11 protein-coding genes and 1 pseudogene are annotated in these 17341 nt (G+C 59.2%); 9 read left to right on the forward strand and 3 right to left on the reverse strand.

The features are described from left to right. From NXT3_RS20020 to NXT3_RS20030, 3 genes are read right to left on the reverse strand one after another with little or no spacing between them, the layout of a single operon-like run. A complete protein-coding gene (locus tag NXT3_RS20020) occupies positions 1-300 on the reverse strand; it encodes a VirB3 family type IV secretion system protein (protein ID WP_104840145.1) in 300 nt (99 codons plus the stop codon). 3 nt (positions 301-303) lie between these two features. Further along, on the reverse strand, positions 304-642 hold the full coding sequence (locus NXT3_RS20025) for a TrbC/VirB2 family type IV secretion system protein (protein WP_017265136.1): 339 nt from the start codon (positions 640-642) through the stop codon (positions 304-306). Positions 643-653: 11 nt separating this feature from the next. Next, positions 654-1565 carry a lytic transglycosylase domain-containing protein gene (locus NXT3_RS20030; protein WP_199773371.1) on the reverse strand — a complete coding sequence of 304 codons (912 nt, stop codon included), beginning with the start codon at positions 1563-1565 and terminating at the stop codon, positions 654-656. A gap of 220 nt (positions 1566-1785) precedes the next feature. Here NXT3_RS20030 and NXT3_RS20035 point away from each other — a divergent pair, with 220 nt between their 5' ends. The 9 genes and pseudogenes from NXT3_RS20035 to NXT3_RS20075 all read left to right on the forward strand — a co-directional run bounded on the left by NXT3_RS20035 (position 1786) and on the right by NXT3_RS20075 (position 17247). Next, positions 1786-2394 (forward strand): hypothetical protein, encoded by a 609-nt coding sequence (locus tag NXT3_RS20035; protein WP_104840146.1) that lies wholly within the window; start codon positions 1786-1788, stop codon positions 2392-2394. Continuing rightward, positions 2391-2927: a thermonuclease family protein gene (locus NXT3_RS20040; protein ID WP_104840147.1), complete on the forward strand. Its 537-nt coding sequence runs from the start codon at positions 2391-2393 to the stop codon at positions 2925-2927. The genes NXT3_RS20035 and NXT3_RS20040 overlap by 4 nt, the downstream gene beginning before the upstream one ends. Next, positions 2924-3625, forward strand: a complete 702-nt coding sequence (locus NXT3_RS20045) for a thermonuclease family protein (protein ID WP_104840148.1) — start codon at positions 2924-2926, stop codon at positions 3623-3625. The genes NXT3_RS20040 and NXT3_RS20045 overlap by 4 nt, the downstream gene beginning before the upstream one ends. 57 nt (positions 3626-3682) lie before the next feature. Then, the gene (locus NXT3_RS20050; RefSeq protein ID WP_234828150.1) at positions 3683-4030 is read left to right on the forward strand and encodes a hypothetical protein; all 348 of its coding nucleotides are present in this window, start codon (positions 3683-3685) and stop codon (positions 4028-4030) included. Position 4031: 1 nt separating this feature from the next. Continuing rightward, a pseudogene (locus tag NXT3_RS33295) lies at positions 4032-4622 on the forward strand (hypothetical protein). Positions 4623-4638: 16 nt separating this feature from the next. Then, positions 4639-4890, forward strand: coding sequence for a hypothetical protein (locus tag NXT3_RS32070; RefSeq protein WP_234828151.1), 252 nt, complete (start codon positions 4639-4641; stop codon positions 4888-4890). Positions 4891-5649: 759 nt separating this feature from the next. Next, positions 5650-14217 carry a calcium-binding protein gene (locus NXT3_RS20065; protein ID WP_158665371.1) on the forward strand — a complete coding sequence of 2856 codons (8568 nt, stop codon included), beginning with the start codon at positions 5650-5652 and terminating at the stop codon, positions 14215-14217. A gap of 10 nt (positions 14218-14227) precedes the next feature. Further along, positions 14228-15940 (forward strand): type I secretion system permease/ATPase, encoded by a 1713-nt coding sequence (locus NXT3_RS20070; RefSeq protein ID WP_234828152.1) that lies wholly within the window; start codon positions 14228-14230, stop codon positions 15938-15940. Then, the gene (locus NXT3_RS20075; RefSeq protein ID WP_199773365.1) at positions 15937-17247 is read left to right on the forward strand and encodes an HlyD family type I secretion periplasmic adaptor subunit; all 1311 of its coding nucleotides are present in this window, start codon (positions 15937-15939) and stop codon (positions 17245-17247) included. Before NXT3_RS20070 ends, NXT3_RS20075 begins: the two co-directional genes overlap by 4 nt. Positions 17248-17341 lie beyond the last annotated feature (94 nt).

Here is a 17341-nt window from a genome sequence, read left to right on the forward strand (position 1 = left end):
TCACGGTCCGTAAGAGTTGGTGCCCCAAAAGCGCTTGTTGGGCGTGCGGGGGGCCTTGCGGGACGTCACCTGCATCACATCGAGGATCCTGTTGTCCCAGGTGCAGAGCGAGAACAGGACAACGTAAGCGACCGGCGCGATGAGCAATGCCAGGAGATCGTTTGTTGCAAGCCAGCCGATAATGGTGACGCCAACGATCAGCACCACCGCCATGTAGGGCACGCCCCAGAGTGTTGGGGACCGGGTTAACCCGATCACCAACGGCGTCAGAGCTGGTTTTTCGTCCTGAAACTCACTCATCGGTCACTGACCGACCGCCGAGATCATCTCGTCGACGATCGCCGGTGCGCCAAACACCAGACCGATGCCCATCACGACCGCGCCGGCCGTGAACCACGATAGGCGTCCGGCGAATGCCAGAAACCCAAGCCCGATAACGGCAATGATCGCGAGCAGGCGACCGAACGGGCCGGTGATGAAATCGACGATCATCTGTACCGCCGTTTGCAGCGGCCCGAAGGCGCCGCCTGCGCTCTGCGCCAGAGCCACATCAGCGCCCGCGACCTGGAAAGCCGCCACGATGCCGAGCGTCGCTGCGAGCTTCAACGCCTGAGACTTCCTCGTTTGCATTTCAAATTGCATGTTTCTCTCCTTCAAAAGTGCATGACACCGCCGACAAACTTGCCGGTCTTCTTCACGGCGATGACACCGGCGTCGCCGCTGTCACTGGCATCCGAGACCGCCTGCGGAGCGGCGGCCGGCCTCGCCTTGCCTTTTGCCGGCGGCATTGGCAGCCCGAGTTGGTAGTTCACCACCTTGGCGACGTATCCGACGGTTTCCTGGAACGGCGGGATGCCGCCGTGTTGGTAGATCCGCTGTTCGCCGCTGTTGTAGGCAGCCGCGACCAGGAGCGGGTTCTGAAACTCATCAAGCAGAAACCGCAGGTACTTCATCCCGCCCTCGATATTCTGAGCGGGATCGCAGATGTCCTTGACGCCGAACCGCGCAGCCGTAGCAGGCATGAGCTGCATCGGTCCGCGCGCGCCCTTTGGGGAATTGCGGCTTTGGTCAAAGCCGCTCTCCGCCCAGGCGATTGCCGTCGCGAAAACTTCATCGACGCGATATTTGCGCGCTGTCTGCACAACCAGAGACTTAACCTCTTCCGGGTCGAGCGGCGACGGACCGCACTCATAAACGTCTTTGGTGCTGTCATCTGTCTGCCTAACTGCATCAACGTGCTGTATCGAGCCCGTGAAACCTTGCGCTTCATCAACCCTGTTCGGTACGTTGCTGGAGGGAGCGAAATTGCTCAAAGCTGCATCAATATGATGCAGACCCCCAAAATCACGGGGGCCTTTGTCGCCTTTGTTCTGAACCGCACTTTCCTGCTTCACTACACCATCAGCGCCTAGCACGAACTCCTTCTCTGAGCCGCGCCAGCGCTCATCGAAGTTCGTTGCAAGCTCCGCCTTGCGCTCAATCGTCCAAGTGCCTTTTTTTATTATGTTATCTGCAGATTTCTGCCCATCTTGAGCGTGAGAAATCTGAACCCAGCTCGTGCACAAAAGGGCGCTTCCCGTCAAAGCGGCCCAGCCCACAACGCTTGAAAATCTAGACCTTTTTTCCATTGCCGCGCGCCTAACTTGCGGTGTTGTGATCGAGACGAAAACCAACTAAGCTGGTGAAGCTATCGCATCGATTTGGTTCAGCGATACAACTTTTCGAGGCAGACTTAAACCCCCTATTGCAGGGGAACGAGCTGAAGCAATGGGTAAGGGCTAGAAAATGAAACGGACCATCATCGCCGCACTCGCAAGTTGCGCTATCGCAACACCTGCTTTGTCCCTCTCGGACATCAACAAGGATTACATCAAATCGCTCGCAGCGCCGGGCAAGACGGTTCTCGTGCTCGAATATTACGACGGAAGCGGGAAGGTCGCCGATCGGAAGGGCTATGCAACAACGGCCGGATTCAAGGCCGTTTCGCCGACCGACTTTCGCGTGGATGACAAGACAACACTGCACCTTTTCGGCCTGGAGCCATGCAAGGGCGAAATGGTCAATCGCAGTGAAGACTTCGCCGGGAGCTGCACCGATTATGCGCAGCAACAGCTTCAAATCCTGTTACAAAACCCGAAGGTCGTGTTTTGCCGTGCCTTCGTGAGCGAGCTAGGTTGGCCCGTCCAGAACGTCACCTGCTACGGCTACTATAATTTCCCCGGTAGCCTCGACTCCGTCGATATGTTCGAGGAGCAGCTTTTGTCGCTCGGCGCGCTCCGCCTCGCAAAAAAGCCAGATGGGACTCCCGTTCGTCCGGATCTCTCCAAAGCTGAGGAGATCGGCCAGAAGGGCTCCTTCGGGATGTGGGCCGATCCGAGGGTGAAGGGTCAATGAGAAAGGCTCTTTCCCTTCTGTTGGCTCTCTTGCCGACATCGGTACCCGCAGCACCGGCAGGCTATTTCGATCTTCTTCCTGGCGTCACCCTGGAAACGGGCGACACGTGGGTTTCCAATGGCGAAAGATTCCGCCTCTACGGCGTCCAGTCCTGTTTGCGCGGCACTGCCTATACGGACAAGCACGGGCAGAAACGCGACTGCGGCGAGGCGTCCCTTGCCGTGCTGGCGGCCTACATCAAGGACACCAAACCCGTTTGCGCCCCGGTGGTGAATAAAGACGGTATCGCTTACGTCGTCTGCTACGCCACAGTTGGGAAGGAGCGGCTTGATCTGGCAAACGTCCTGATCACGAGCGGATACGCCTTCGCGGCCCTCAACGGTGAGGGCATGCCCTATCACGTCCCCTATGCCGTGGCTGAGAAACTTGCGCGCGATAAGCGTGCCGGCCTCTGGCAGTTCGAAGACGTCCAGCATCCGGCCATTCTCTTGAGCCGCGAGGTGAATGCGCGAACCAAGAAGGCAGATCAATGAAGCGACACCTACTTGCAGCCGCCGCGCTCGCTTTGATCTCCCACGCAGCGACAGCCGCGGATCTCATCAAGACTCCGGCGGCGGCGGCTCGGCCACCGCAGAGATTCAGCGAAGCTCCGATCTATCAGAATGCGGTCTACAATGGCCGAGTTGCCGTCATGGACGGCCGCACCCTGTGGTACCCGCAATATGCGCAGCGCGTTCGCCTCGTCGAGATTGACGCGTGCGAGCTTCCACAGTGGGCGATTGATCCCAAGTGGGTGGATCGCGAGCGGCAAAAGGCGCCTCCACCCGTTCCGTGCGGCCCACTTGCGAAGGCTTGGCTCAAGAGGACCATAGGTAGCAGACCGGTCGAATGTACCGTCATAGCGTATGGCAATGACGGTATCCCCCAGGCCCGCTGCACGTCAGCCGGCCGCGATATTGCGGTCGAGATGCTTCGTGTCGGATGGGCGCGCGTCGCGTCGCCCTATTCATACAACAGCCAATACCTGGTCTATCAGCAGCACGCGATGGCGGCCCGATATGGCATGTGGGCCACTTACGTCCTCGACATGAACGAGTGGCGTCGCAAGGCCGTCGACAAGACGCTAGACCGCCAGCCGATCGCTGATTTCAACCTGCTCGTCGAACGGGAAAGAGAAATATCGCCGCCCTTCATCGACGCGCGGAAAAAGCCCAAGAGGACAGACCGATAGTTGCCCGACTTCGCACATATTGCGAGCTCATTCGCAACCGATCCGCTGGCGAGCTTAATGCTCGCCATTCCCTTATCGTTTGCGCTCATCGTCGTTTCGGAAAGAATCTGGTGGGTGCACGGTCCGTTCGCCCTGGCGCTCCTGATCGTTTCGATCCTCTTTCTCGATCAACGTCATCGGGCGCTGGACAGCTTTCTCGTCGGCTTATTCGCCTTTCCACCGCTTTGCCGGGACATTCCCAACCAGCCGATGCTCTTTCGCATCGGGATCCTCTGGTTCTCAGCCTTCGCGCTCGTCGCCGCCGTCCTCTACGCAGCAGGCGGTCGAGTGCACCACGCCACACCGCTCGACAAGCTATTCGTCGACCACGCGTCTCCAGCCGCAACCATCATGAGGGCCAACTGACATGAAACACCTGCTTTATGCGGCAGCCGGTCTTGCCGCGCTTGCCTTCGCCCCTACAGGAGCAAAGGCCCAAGATGCTTCCTGGAGCTGCCAGATTCTCCTTTGCGCTGCCTCTCAAAATCCGTCCTGGCAGTGCGTTCCCTATTGCGTGCCCCCGATGAAGAAGCTGATAGCCGCAATGTCGCGCTCTGGATTCGATTGGCCCATTTGCCACGAGGCGAAAGCGGGCGAGCCAGGTCGGGAAGAATATGAGGAGTGCCCGGCAGGAACCAAAGTCGGCTACACCGCGAGCGGCAATCATGATGACTGGAACCGGAATCGTGAGCCGAACCGCTGCGTGAAAACGGTGGATCGGTGCGAGAACTGAGCGCAGTTCCACTACCTTTATGGAGATGAGAAAGCAAATCGACGAGCTGGCATTACCGTCAGCTACTCTTACAGCGGCAATAGCTCTGAGCTGGTAGCTCGCAACAACAGTGCCTGCAAGGTGCAAATCTCAACTCCACGCCCGCGCCGCGCTAACGACTGGTATTTCGACATCCCGAATAACAAGGGCGTGAAAGTGCGCTTCTGGTTCAATCTCAGGATCTGAGCGTCAGAGGAAATCAATGCACCAGAATGCCATAATCGCGGTCGCAGCCACCCCCGGTTTAGCGGCCGGCGCCGGCGGCACCTACATTGCGAACTCCGATCCGAAAGTCGAGGCTCCGGCCATCTCGAAAGCCGAATTGGTGCGGCTATCTCCGCCGATCCGTCTCTATGCCCGATTCCGACCGTTGAAGCGCCTGGTGACCAACTCGGTTTGCCAGTCACGCGCGTTCAGGCAATACACCGCCAGTTCGAATAATTGCGCGATGTAGTTGTATCACGCCAGCCTTGCTTTGTCACAACGCCACGGCCAACCGGGTATGCCCGAGGTTGTCGAAAAGATTTAATAACCGGTTGCTTGACACTCGGAATTGCGCCAGCATAGGTTGCGATTTCGAAGCGTGGGGCTTAGTTCAAAAAAGTGGTTTTCGCTGAGACGTCCGTTCCTAAGTGCGGAGTGGACCACGCGGCCAACCGAGCTTGTTGAGTGAGCAGCCTGCGGGCCTTAACGAGTACACTGGCTTGACCAATTTTCTTAGGTTGTTGGTAATGTGGAAAGCGATTGTTGCTGTTACAGCAACCAAGCTGGGAGGGTGATCTGATCATTGCGAGGATGGAGAAGCCCTTGAAGGAATTCAATGTGCGAAAATACGCGATCTTAGCTTGGTTCGCGTTTATATTCATGAGCCTAATGATTCAAGTTATTGGGTTCCTCCCAAATAGAGGAACTGTGTTAGTGATACACTTATTGTACGTGTTCTATCTGATATTTACGTTGATCTTATCAAAGAGTTCGCGGAGCAATACTATTTTGCTTCTATTGCCTGTTGCAAAAGAACGTCTTGCTGGGTTGCGAAGATTCTTGATTCTTTGTCTAACTATTTCTGTCCTGTCGATATTGTACGCTTTGAACACGGCTGACCAGGAATATGGAATCGCGATGTACATTTTCTACGTCGCTTTCACTTCCTTGTTATCATACGACATGCTCACATTCATCGTAAAGTTCGAACGAGAGGGTCGCCACTAGAATGGCTTCTGCAGAGACATACGAATTCCGTTTAACCTCCCCGGGTCATCAAGACCTAACGTTTGATGCCTATACCGGAGAGGTTAACGTTGACCTCTCAGATCAGGATGTTCTTTACTGGGCAAACTACCTCACCGGCTTGGCACAAGGCATCGCACAGGCAGCTGTCGACCTTGGTAAAGCCAACCCGGGGTGGCCTGGTGCTTTGAAGCCGATCAGGCTTGTTGCGGCGGGCCTCGATATGACGGGCGTGCTGGCCGAGGCCAACGACGCCGCAACACCGCGGGACCAAGTTCAAATTTTGGCCGGCGGTATTGCCTCGGTACTCTTCACAGCATCGGCTGGCTATTATACGGGTTTGCTTGCCGCTGGCCTGCCCTTGGCGTTGGAAACTCTCGGAATCGCTTTCCCCCCATTCTTGGCGACGTTGGCAGTGCTCGCTACTGCCGGTGTCGCCGCTTACTTTATCGAACAGTACATGGATAACGCGATAAAGTTCGTTGCGGGAACCGCCGCAGGGGGGCTGTATGATTTATATGAATTACTAACGTCTCCTCTTGTCGGCATGCGCCACGATCCACTCGTGCTCGACCTCGACGGCGACGGTGTCGAGCTCTCGACGCTCGACAGCTCGAATGTGCATTTCGACTATGACCAGGATGGCTTTGCCGAAAAGACGGGCTGGGTTTCGTCGGACGACGGAATCCTGGCGATCGACCGGAACAACAATGGCTCCGTCGACGGTGTCTCGGAGTTGTTCGGTTCGCCGACCCAAGACGGCTTCTCCGTGCTTGAAACTCTGGATAGCAATCGTGACGGCAAGATCGATGCCGCGGACGAGGCCTTCGATCAACTGCGTGTCTGGCGCGACCTCGACCAGGATGGCGTTTCCGACGAAGGGGAGCTCATTTCTCTCACCGACGCAGGTATCAAGTCCATCTCTGTCGTTACCACAGAGGTAAATGGCAGCAACAATGGTCACACGGTCGGCTTCGAAGCTGTTTATACGCGTACCGACGACACGACCGGCACATCCCAGACGATCTACTTCGAGACTGACCGTCAGGATACCCGCGCAGACAATACGCCAGAGTTCGTCGTGGCCGAAGGCGTGGCGTTGCTGCCGCAACTGCCTGGCTCGGGGACGATCAATTCGCTGGCGTGGAAGGCCACTCAAGATGCGGACTTTCGCCAGGACTGGCAGGACCTGACCGATGGAGCTCACAGTCTGTCGTACGACGAGCTGCGGGACGAGTTTGCCTCCTTGCTGTTGCGCTGGGCCGGCGTGGACGACGTGTTGCACGGATCGCGAGGGCCCTATGTCAATGCGCAACACCTCGAGTTTCTCGAGCAATTCTACGGCACGCCGTATATAGAAGTCAGCCCGTGGGGCGAAATCTCCGGCAGCTCGCCGTCCGAAGCGCAATCGGCTGCGGGTATCGAGCCGGGGTTCAATGCTGTCGTGAATGCCCTGCTAACGATGTTCCTCAGTCAAGCCGGAAGAAGCGTATTGCTGCGCGGCGGAGATCTGGACGCTGTCGTTTCCAGCCCGTATTTCGCCTATGCGATGCTCGACTTCGCGGGAACCGAAGAGTCCTCGCCTACCTACGGAAATGTCCCGCAGGTTGTCGATCTGATAACGAAGATGCTTCCCTCCGGAAGCGGGGCTGCGGTCGACTTCCTCGTGCGGTCGCTTGCGGGGCTCGAGGGAATCGGTGTTGCCGCGTTTGGCGGAGACCGCGCCCTGTATCTGTCGGCTGTGGAGCAGTCACTAGCAGGCATTTCCGACGTGGCGGCCCGACAGGTTGCCACGATGATCGTCAAGGGCGAAGGAGTGTTCGGCACGAGCGGCGACGATGGCCTACTCAAGCTTGACGGCGACAATCTTTTCGATGCTGGTGGCGGCAACGACGTTATCGTTTCCGGGGCCGGAAGTGATCTTTTCCTCTACCGCTCGGGCGATGGCTCCGACGTCATCCGCGACACGTCGAAGTCGACAGCGGAACTGGATACTCTCGTTTTGACTGATGCGTCGGCCTCGGACGTCACGTTCGAGCGAATGGGCGACACGTTGCGGATCCGATTTGCGGGATCGACTGAAACGATCATCTCGGAGGACTTCTTCAGAAACTGGGGAATTGAGAATCGCGGCATCGACAAGATCGTCCTCTCCGACGGTACCGAACTGTCGCGCGACACGATTGCCAGACTGTCGGTTACCGTTGACGACAACAACGACCATACGATCTCGGACACGGCATCGGACGATGTCTTGCGTCCGGGCCGCGGCGACGATCTTATCAGTATCAATGAGGGCAACGACACCGTCGTCCACGCTGCCGGGGATGGCGACGACATTATCGACGATCTCAGCGGACGCGTTACTGAAACCGACGTCCTGAAACTCGTCGGCATGCTGCCGGAGGATATCGAACTTTCCCGAGTCGGCAGCTCCCTGGTGGTTCTCGTCAAGGCAACCGGAGAGCGGATTAGCAGCACCGACTTCTTCCGGACGGATTCGGCGACCGGCGCGATCGGCGCCTGGGGCATCGAGCAGATCAAGTTTCAGAATGGCGTGACTTGGGACAAGGCGACGATCGTCTCGCAAGCCTGGATTCGCGGAGACAGCGGCGTGAACAGCCTCAGTGGCAGTTCGATGGACGACACGCTTACCGGCGGGGCTGGAAACGATGCCCTCGATGGCAAAATGGGCTCGGACACCTATGTTTGGGAAGTGGGCGCCGGCAGCGATACGATAGACGAAGATCACTATGGTGAGACGCAGAACGCCGATCGCCTGGTGCTGCAAGATGTGCGAAGCGGCGATATCGAACTGTTCCGGCGAGGTACGTCGCTCGTCGTCCATGTGAAATCGAGCGGCGAAACGATCGAGATCTCGAAGCAATTCTTCGGCGTCGAGAATATCACAACGGATTGGAATGAATCCACATACGGGTTGGAGGAATTGATTTTCTCCGACGGCACACGATGGGGCCGCGACAAGCTGATGAAGTCGATCAGCAATGTCGGCTTCGATCTTGATTTCAAGTACTGGTTCGAATGGCCGGGCTTAGACAACACGACGTTTGAAACGTCATTTCCCGACATCACCTCTGCAAACTCCAGCATCAGCAACGGCGGAGGTGGCGGCGGAGGTGGCGGCGGATCGACCTATTCGCCGCCGCTTATCGGCATTTCCTTTGAAGACGAGCTCGGAAAAACCGGGAACTTCTATGATGTCGAGGAGATTGTCCGAAACTATACAAAGTCGGACGATAGTGGCCACGATATATTTTTCGGAGACGAACAAGGGGAACGCATTGGCGGGGACTATTACAACCCTGCGATGGAAGACGGTTTGCCGACGGGCGGCAGTTCGCAGGTTAACAGCGGCGGTAGCAGTGGTGGCGGCGGTGGCGGTAGTTCAGTTGATATCCTTCCTTCCTGGCCGGGCGAAATCAAGAACTGGGGCCACAATTACTTTGACGGTCGTGAAGGCAACGACACGCTGATCGGCGGTGGCGGTCATGACGCGTTGATCGGCGGCGAAGGAAACGACACGCTCTATGGGGATTCTGAATCGACCGCCGGCAACGCGGGCTCCGGTCACGACAGCTTGGACGGAGGTGCCGGAGACGACAGTCTTTTCGGTGGCGGTGGGAACGACTCCTTGAACGGCGGCAAAGGCAACGATCTGCTTTCCGGCGGGAACGGTTCGGATACGCTCATCGAGTATGGAACGTCGAACACCAGCAGCGACACGTTCATCGGCGGGCGCGGAGACGACCTGATCGTTTCCGGCTACTACGTCGGCGATAGCGGCAGCGACACCATCCTCTATGCCAGGGGCGACGGCAACGACATCATCGTCGAAGAAACGACCTCCTCGACCGAAGTCGATGTTTTGCGGCTGACAGACTTGACCCAGACCGATGTTCATCTGTCTCGTGAAGATGGCGACCTTGTTGTGAAAGTGCTCTCCACGGGAGAGACCATTCGCAGCAACAGCTTCTTTACGCGTGCCAATGACGTTGACGCCACGGTGGGCATTGACCGTATCGAATTTGCAGACGGCTCCTCCTTGGGCCGCTCGGACATCTGGGAGAAGGCGTGGTTCCGCGGTACCGATGGACGCGATGTTCTGAAAACCACATCGAAATCCGGCAACACGTTCATCGGGTATGGCGGAGACGACGTAATTGTTTCGGAGATGTATGGAACCACCCACAATGGAAGCGACACATTCGTATATGCCAGTGGCGACGGCAACGACGTCCTGATCGACGAAGGTTTTGAAGATGATGAGACCGATACGCTTTGGCTCACTGATCTGGATCCCGACGACGTTGAGCTTTCGCGATCGGGAGACGACCTTTTAGTCAAGGACCTGAAAACCGGGCAAGTAATTACAGGTCATGACGTTTTCTATAGCTCTTGGTATGGAATCGACGCGATAAAATTCGCCGACGGGACTATCTGGGGCCGAGGTGAGATATCCGCGAAGGCTTGGCTTCGCGGTTCGATAGGTAGAGACACGCTTCAGAATAACGGTTCCGGGGATCTCACGTTCCACGGCGACGAGGGCGATGATCTGCTTATCTCCGGATCGAGCTTAAGTTCGAGCGACATCAGCAACGGAAATGACACATTTCGATACCAGCTGGGCGATGGCAATGACGTCATTTACGACGCAGCTATCTCCACCAATGAGGTGGATACGCTGATACTTCAGGGCGTCCGTCAAGAAGACGTGCGCCTTACTATCGAGGGGTCGGACCGACTGATCAGCTTTACCACAAGTACGCAAGTCATCCGTGACTATAAAGCCGTTTGGTCAAGGCTTTACAACAACGGCGTCGACCGCATTGTTTTCGACGACGGGACCGTTTGGAACAGAGTGGACATAGATTATTGGTCTACCTCCGGTTCCGTCTACTATGATGGCGGTGGCGGGGATGACCACATTATTGGTTCGTATCTCGATCAGCGCCTGAGCGGTGGACTCGGGCAAGACTACATCGATGGTGGTTTAGGGAGTGATCTCCTATTCGGCGACCGCGGAAATGACACGCTCGCAATCGCGGCTTCCCACCCGGACGACTTGGATGAGATTGACGGCGGAGAAGACATCGACACCGTTTCCTTCCAGGATTTCGGCGCCTCGATCCTTGTCGATCTCGTGGCAAATGGCGGTGAGGCGAGAACGTCCGATACGGCCGAATTTGCCGACTTCAGCGGCCGGCGCATCGCGACATTGAAGAATATCGAGAACATCACGGGCACTGGTTTTGGGGACGCGCTGTTCGGGAACGAGGCCGCCAACAAGATTTCGGGAGGCGGCGGCGATGACCTGCTTGATGGCCGCTCCGGCGATGACACCCTCACCGGCGGCTCGGGTGCAGATATTCTCCTTGGCTATCTCGGCAATGATATCCTGGAAGGCGGACAAGGGAACGATCGACTCGAAGGCGGTATCGGAAATGATACGTACATCCACACCTTTGGCGATGGAGACGACGTCGTTGTCGAGCTAGATGGCGAGGGAACCGATAAACTGCAACTGAAGGGCGTGCTCCCCGCGGAGGTCTCAGTCACTCGATCGGGTTCAGATTTGCTGATTTCCCTTACGAGCGGCACAGGCGGAACGCTGCGCATGATCGGTGCGGCTGGATCGAACCAGCACTATGACCAGTACGGCCTCGAAGAGATCACCTTCGACAATGGAACGAAATGGGACACGGCATTTCTGCGTCAGTGGTCGATCTACGATTCCAGGACAGACGGTGATGACACGTTGGTGGGCACGACTGCGTCCGGCAGTTTCGGTGGCGGCAAAGGCAACGATGCGCTGGATGCGGGAAGAGGCAACGACGTCTTTTACTACAGTCGCGGTGATGGCGCCGACACGATCACTGAGGGGGCGGGGGCAGGAACCGCCGACAAGCTGATGCTCAACGGCATCAAACCCGCGGACGTAACGTTGTCGCGCAGCGGCGGAGACGTCACCCTGATCATAGCCGAGAGCTCGACGGGCGCCGGGGACTCGGGCTCGATTGTCCTCAAATCGAGCCTCGACGACTACCTTGAGGAGGGCATCGAAAGCATCGTGTTCGCCGATGGAACGACATGGACGCAAAACAACCTGCGGCTCATGCTGCTTCAGCAGGCGACCACGAGCGGAGGCGATAATATCGTCGGCTTTAAAGTCGCGGACACCATCAATGCCGCTGCTGGACACGACACGATCAGTGCCGGCGAGGGCAACGACCTGATCACCGGTGGCGTTGGCAATGATGTCATCGATGGCGGAAAGGGCAACGATACCTACAACTACGGTCGCGGCGATGGCAGCGATACCATTACGGACGCGGCTTTCGCCGGTTCGGCGGACAAGCTTGTTCTCACCGGCGTCAATGCAAGCGAGGTAACGCTGCTTCGCAGCGGCAATGATGCGACGCTGGTGATAGCCGAGAGTTCTCCAGGCACAGCTGACGGCGGCTCGATCCTCCTCAAGGCCAACCTGGACGACTACAATGATCAGGGCGTCGACAGCATCGTCTTTGCCGATGGGACGACATGGACGCGCAACAATCTGCGCCTCATGCTGCTGCAGCAAGCCATGACTGCCGGGGATGACTCCATTGCTGGCTTCAACGTAGCCGATGTCATTACCGCAGGTGCCGGCAACGACGCGATCAGCGCAGGTGCAGGCAATGACACGATAAGCGGCGGCACTGGCAACGACGTGATCAATGGTGAGGCCGGTAACGACACCTACTACTACAGTCGGGGTGACGGCAACGACACCATCGCTGAGATCGGCAGTTCTCACGGCAATGCCGATCAGCTCGTCCTCACCGACATTGCAGCGAACCAGATCACGCTAATCCGCAACGGAAGTGATCTTACCATCGTCATCTCGGAAAGCTCTGCGGGAGCAGGCGACGGCGCTTCGATTTTGGTCAAGGACACGCTTGCCGGCACATCCGACCGGGGTATCGAGAAGCTGGTTTTTGCGGACGGAACAAGCTGGACGCGGGCCGACATGGTTGCTCGCGTTGCCTATGTCGCAGGGACGTCGGCTTCGGAAACGGTCACTGGCAGCACCGGCAACGATGACATCCGTGCTGGCCTCGGCAATGACACGCTCGTCGGCCTGGCCGGCAACGATACCTACTCCTACTCGCGCGGGGACGGGGCCGACGTCATCCAGGAACAGACCTCCGGCACCGATATCGATGTGCTTCGGCTCAACGACATCGCGCGTTCCGAGATCGTGTTCGAGCGGCGCTTCAATGCGCTCAACGATATCATCCTTCGCAATCTCGCCACTGGCGAGACAATCACGCTGACGACCCAGCTGGACCAGGAGGGCGGTATCGAGAAGATCACATTCTCGGATGGGACCGTGCTTGGCGGTAGCGACTGGAGCCTTGACGCACTACTGAAGAGTCTAGCGCCGATCGTTGGCACATCCGGAAACGAGACGATTTCGGGAACCACTGGTGACGATCTGTTGCGGGGGAACGCGGGGGACGACCGCATAAACGGGACTGCCGGCAGCGACACCTACATCTACGCCCGCGGGGACGGGAGCGACTATATCGACGACGAATCGGGCTCCACAACCGAGATTGATGTTCTGCGGCTCTCGGATCTCAACGTCGGTGATCTGACCTTCAGCCGTTCCGGTTCTCACGTGAAGATCACGGTGAACAGCACCGGTCATGTCATCACCCTCGACGAGCAGCTCTACTCGGCAACGGCCAACTGGGGCATCGAAAGGATTGAGTTCGCCGACGGCACAACCTGGGATCGTGCCCAAATCAAGGCAGCGGCCTGGATCAGAGGCACGGCTGGCAACGACACGCTTTCCGGTACAACGGACAACGACACCTTCATGGGCGGAACGGGTGACGACCGCTTCAACAGCGGGGCGGGCAGCGATACCTACATCTATACCCGGGGTGACGGCAGCGACTACATCGATGACGAATCTGGTTCGACGACGGACGTTGACGTGTTGCGGCTTACGGATGTCAATGCCGACGACGTGGTTTTCAGCCGAACGGGCAGCCACGTAAAACTTGTTGTAAACAGCACCGGTCATACCATTACGCTCGATGAGCAACTGCATTCATCCACTGCGAACTGGGGAGTGGAGACGATCCAGTTCGCCGATGGAACAAGCTGGAACCGTGCTCAAATCCAGTCCGCCGCTTGGGTAAGAGGCACGACCGGAAACGACACGCTGACGGGTACCACCTCCGCCGACACACTGTTTGGTGACAGTGGCAACGACACGCTAGCCGGCGGCTCTGGAAGTGATGCCTTTGTATTCAAGCCTGGCTTTGGCAAGGACACGATCACAGACTTCCAGGCGGGGGCGGCGACCGACGATGTACTTCAGTTCGACGGCTCGCTCTTCGTTGACTTCGAAGCCGTGCTTGCTGCGGCATCGCAGGTGGGATCAGACACGGTCATAACCTTCGACGTGGCGAATGCGATCACGCTGAAGAACGTCACCTTGGCGAACCTCAATGCAGACGACGTCCGCTTCGTTGCTTAGGGGCTAACGCGTGACATCGTTGATGACGGACGGGCGGCGATCGCTGGTCGCCGCCGCTCTTCGCGAGACCCGCAAGGCATTTGTCGGGGTGGCGGCGCTCAGCGCCGTCACCAACCTCCTGATGCTGACCGGGCCGCTCTTCATGATGCAGGTCTACGACCGGGTGCTCGCCAGCCGCAGTGTGCCGACGCTCGTCGCCCTGTCGATCCTGGCGATCGGCCTCTATCTGTTTCTCGGCCTGTTGGAAGTCATCCGCTCGCGCATCCTCACCCAGATCGGCCAGCGCCTGGAGGAGCAGCTGGGCGGCCCGACTTTCGATACCGTCCTGAAGCTGCCGCTCCGTATGTCAAAGAAGGAGGCGATCTCACAGCCGCTGCGCGACCTCGACCAGGTGCGGCAGTTCATGAGCGGCCAAGGGCCGATTGCCATGTGCGACATGCCGTGGCTGCCGATCTATCTCGCCATTCTTTTCCTGTTCCATGCCTATCTCGGCTGGCTCGCTGTCGCCGGAGCGCTCGTCCTAATCGCCTTGACGTTGCTCAGCGAGGTGACATTGCGGCAGCCGATGCAGCGCCTTTCTCAGCTCGGCGGAAGCCGCAGCGAGTTCATCGAGGCCGGGCGGCGGAACGCCGAGGCGCTGCAGGCGATGGGCATGAGCGGTGCGTACGCGGCGCGCTGGCACGCGATGAACGGCGACTATCTCGACGAGCAGCGGCGCACGAGCGACGCGACCAGCGGCTTTGCCGCCGCATCAAAGATCTTCCGGCTGGCGCTGCAGTCTGCGGTGCTCGCGCTCGGGGCGTGGCTGGCGATCTACCAACTGGCTTCGCCGGGGGCGATGATCGCCGCGTCGATCCTGACCTCGCGGGCGCTTGCGCCGATCGAGCAGGCGGTGGCCCAATGGCGCGGTTTCGTCAATGCGCGGCAGGCGCGGCGACGTCTCGAAAGCGTGCTCGACAAGTTCGCTGATAGCCGCCAGCCGATGCCCCTGCCGGCGCCGCGGCGGACGCTCGACGTCGCCGGGCTTGTCGTTGCGGCCCCCGGCAGCAACGCCGCGATCGTCCGGGAGGTCTCATTCAAGCTTGCAGCCGGTCAAGGTGTCGGTGTGATCGGTCCAAGCGGTTCCGGCAAGTCGACCCTGGCCCGCGCTCTGGTCGGGGTCTGGTCTGCCGCGCGCGGCACGATCCGGCTCGACGGCGCCGAACTCAGTCAGTGGGAGCACGAGGCGCTTGGTCCCTCGATCGGCTACCTGCCGCAGGGGGTTGAGCTGTTCGACGGCACGATTGCCGAGAACATCAGCCGGTTCGCCAGAGAGGCGGATCCGACCGCGATCATCGAAGCGGCCGAGCAGGCCGGCGTGCATCAGCTGATCCTGTCGATGCCGGAGGGCTACGACACGCGGATTGGTACTGCCGGAGCAGTCCTGTCTGCCGGGCAGCGCCAGCGCATCGGCCTTGCCCGTGCGCTCTACGGCAAGCCGTTCCTGCTCGTGCTCGACGAGCCGAACGCAAGCCTCGATGCCGACGGCGAGGCGGCACTCACCAATGCGATCCTTTCCGCGCGTAAGGCCGGAGCGATCGTCGTCGTCATTGCCCACCGGCCGAATGCGCTAGCCGCCGTCGATCAGGTGCTCGTCCTGGCCGAGGGGAGGGCGGTCGCCTTCGGTCCGCGCGATGAGGTGCTGCGCAAGACCACTGTCCGGGCCGTTTCGGAGACCGCATGAACATGGAAGGAAACAGCCGCGCCACTAATGCGATCGCCCGCTACATGCTGGTCGCCGGCGTCTCGATTGCGGCGCTTGTCTTCGGCGTCGGCGGTTGGGCGGCGACCAGCAGTCTATCCGGCGCCGTCGTCGGTGCTGGAACCGTCGTCGTCGAGGGCAACGTCAAGCGCATCCAGCACCGCGACGGCGGCATTGTCGGCGAAATCCGGGTGCGCGACGGGCAGCCGGTCACGGCCGGTGAATTGTTGATCCGGCTCGACGACACCGTCACCCGGGCCAACTTGGCGGTGATCGTCAAGCAGATCGATCAGTTGCAGGCGCGCGCCATGCGGCTCACCGCCGAGCGCGACGAGGCGGCGGAACCAGAGTCGTCGAAAGAGCTGCGGGGCAAGCTCGGCGACCCCGAGGTCGCGGCCTATGTCAACGCCGAAAAGGCGTTGTTCCAGGCGCGAAGGCGCACGATCGACGGACAGAAGGCGCAGCTGAGGCAACGCGTGCATCAGTTGGCGCAGGAGACGCACGGGCTGGAGGCGCGACGCGACGCCAAGGACGATGAGCTGCGGCTGATCGACGAGGAGCTGAGGGGCATTGCCAGCCTGCATGCGCAAGGGCTGATGCCGTTCTCGCGGCTTGCCGAGCTCAAGCGGATGAAGGCGCAATTGTCGGGCGAGCGGGGCCAACTGATGGCGGAGATCGCCCGCGCCGCCACCCAGACGACCGAGACCGAGCTGCAGATCCTGCAGCTCGATCAAGACCGCCGCTCCGAAGTACTGACGGAGCTGCGCGACGTCGACAACAAGCTGGCCGAGCTCACCGAGCAGCGCGTCGCGGCCGAAGATCAGCTGAAGCGCATCGACATCTTCGCGCCGCGAAACGGCATCGTGCACGAGCTTGCGGTGCACACGGTCGGCGGCGTAATCGCCGCCGGCGAAACCGTGATGCAGATCGTACCTGTCAACGACAGCCTGGTCGTCGACGCCAAGATCCAGCCAGCCGATATTGATCAGTTGCATCTCGGGCAGAAGGCCACCTTGCGCTTCTCCGCCTTCAACCAGCGCACCACGCCTGAGATCACTGGCGAAGTCCAGACGATCGCCGCCAACCTGAGCAGCAACCCGCAAACGGGCGAGGCGTGGTACACAGCACGCATCCGCATCTCATCGGTAGAACTCCAGAAGCTCGGCAGTCTCGCCCTGCATGCCGGTATGCCGGTGGAGGCGTTCGTCCAGACCGGCGAACGGACGGCACTCTCCTATCTCGTCAAGCCGCTGGGCGATCAGATCGCCCGCGCGATGCGAGAGGAATAATGCAGTCCCGGAGGCGTTGTGGCCTCGTTCGGTCTCAAAGGGCCTCCGTTTCTTCCGGCTTTAACGACTCTCGCTAGCGAACAGATACGTCGCA

This window comes from Sinorhizobium fredii (assembly GCF_002944405.1).
In the GTDB taxonomy this organism is placed as follows: domain Bacteria; phylum Pseudomonadota; class Alphaproteobacteria; order Rhizobiales; family Rhizobiaceae; genus Sinorhizobium; species Sinorhizobium fredii_C.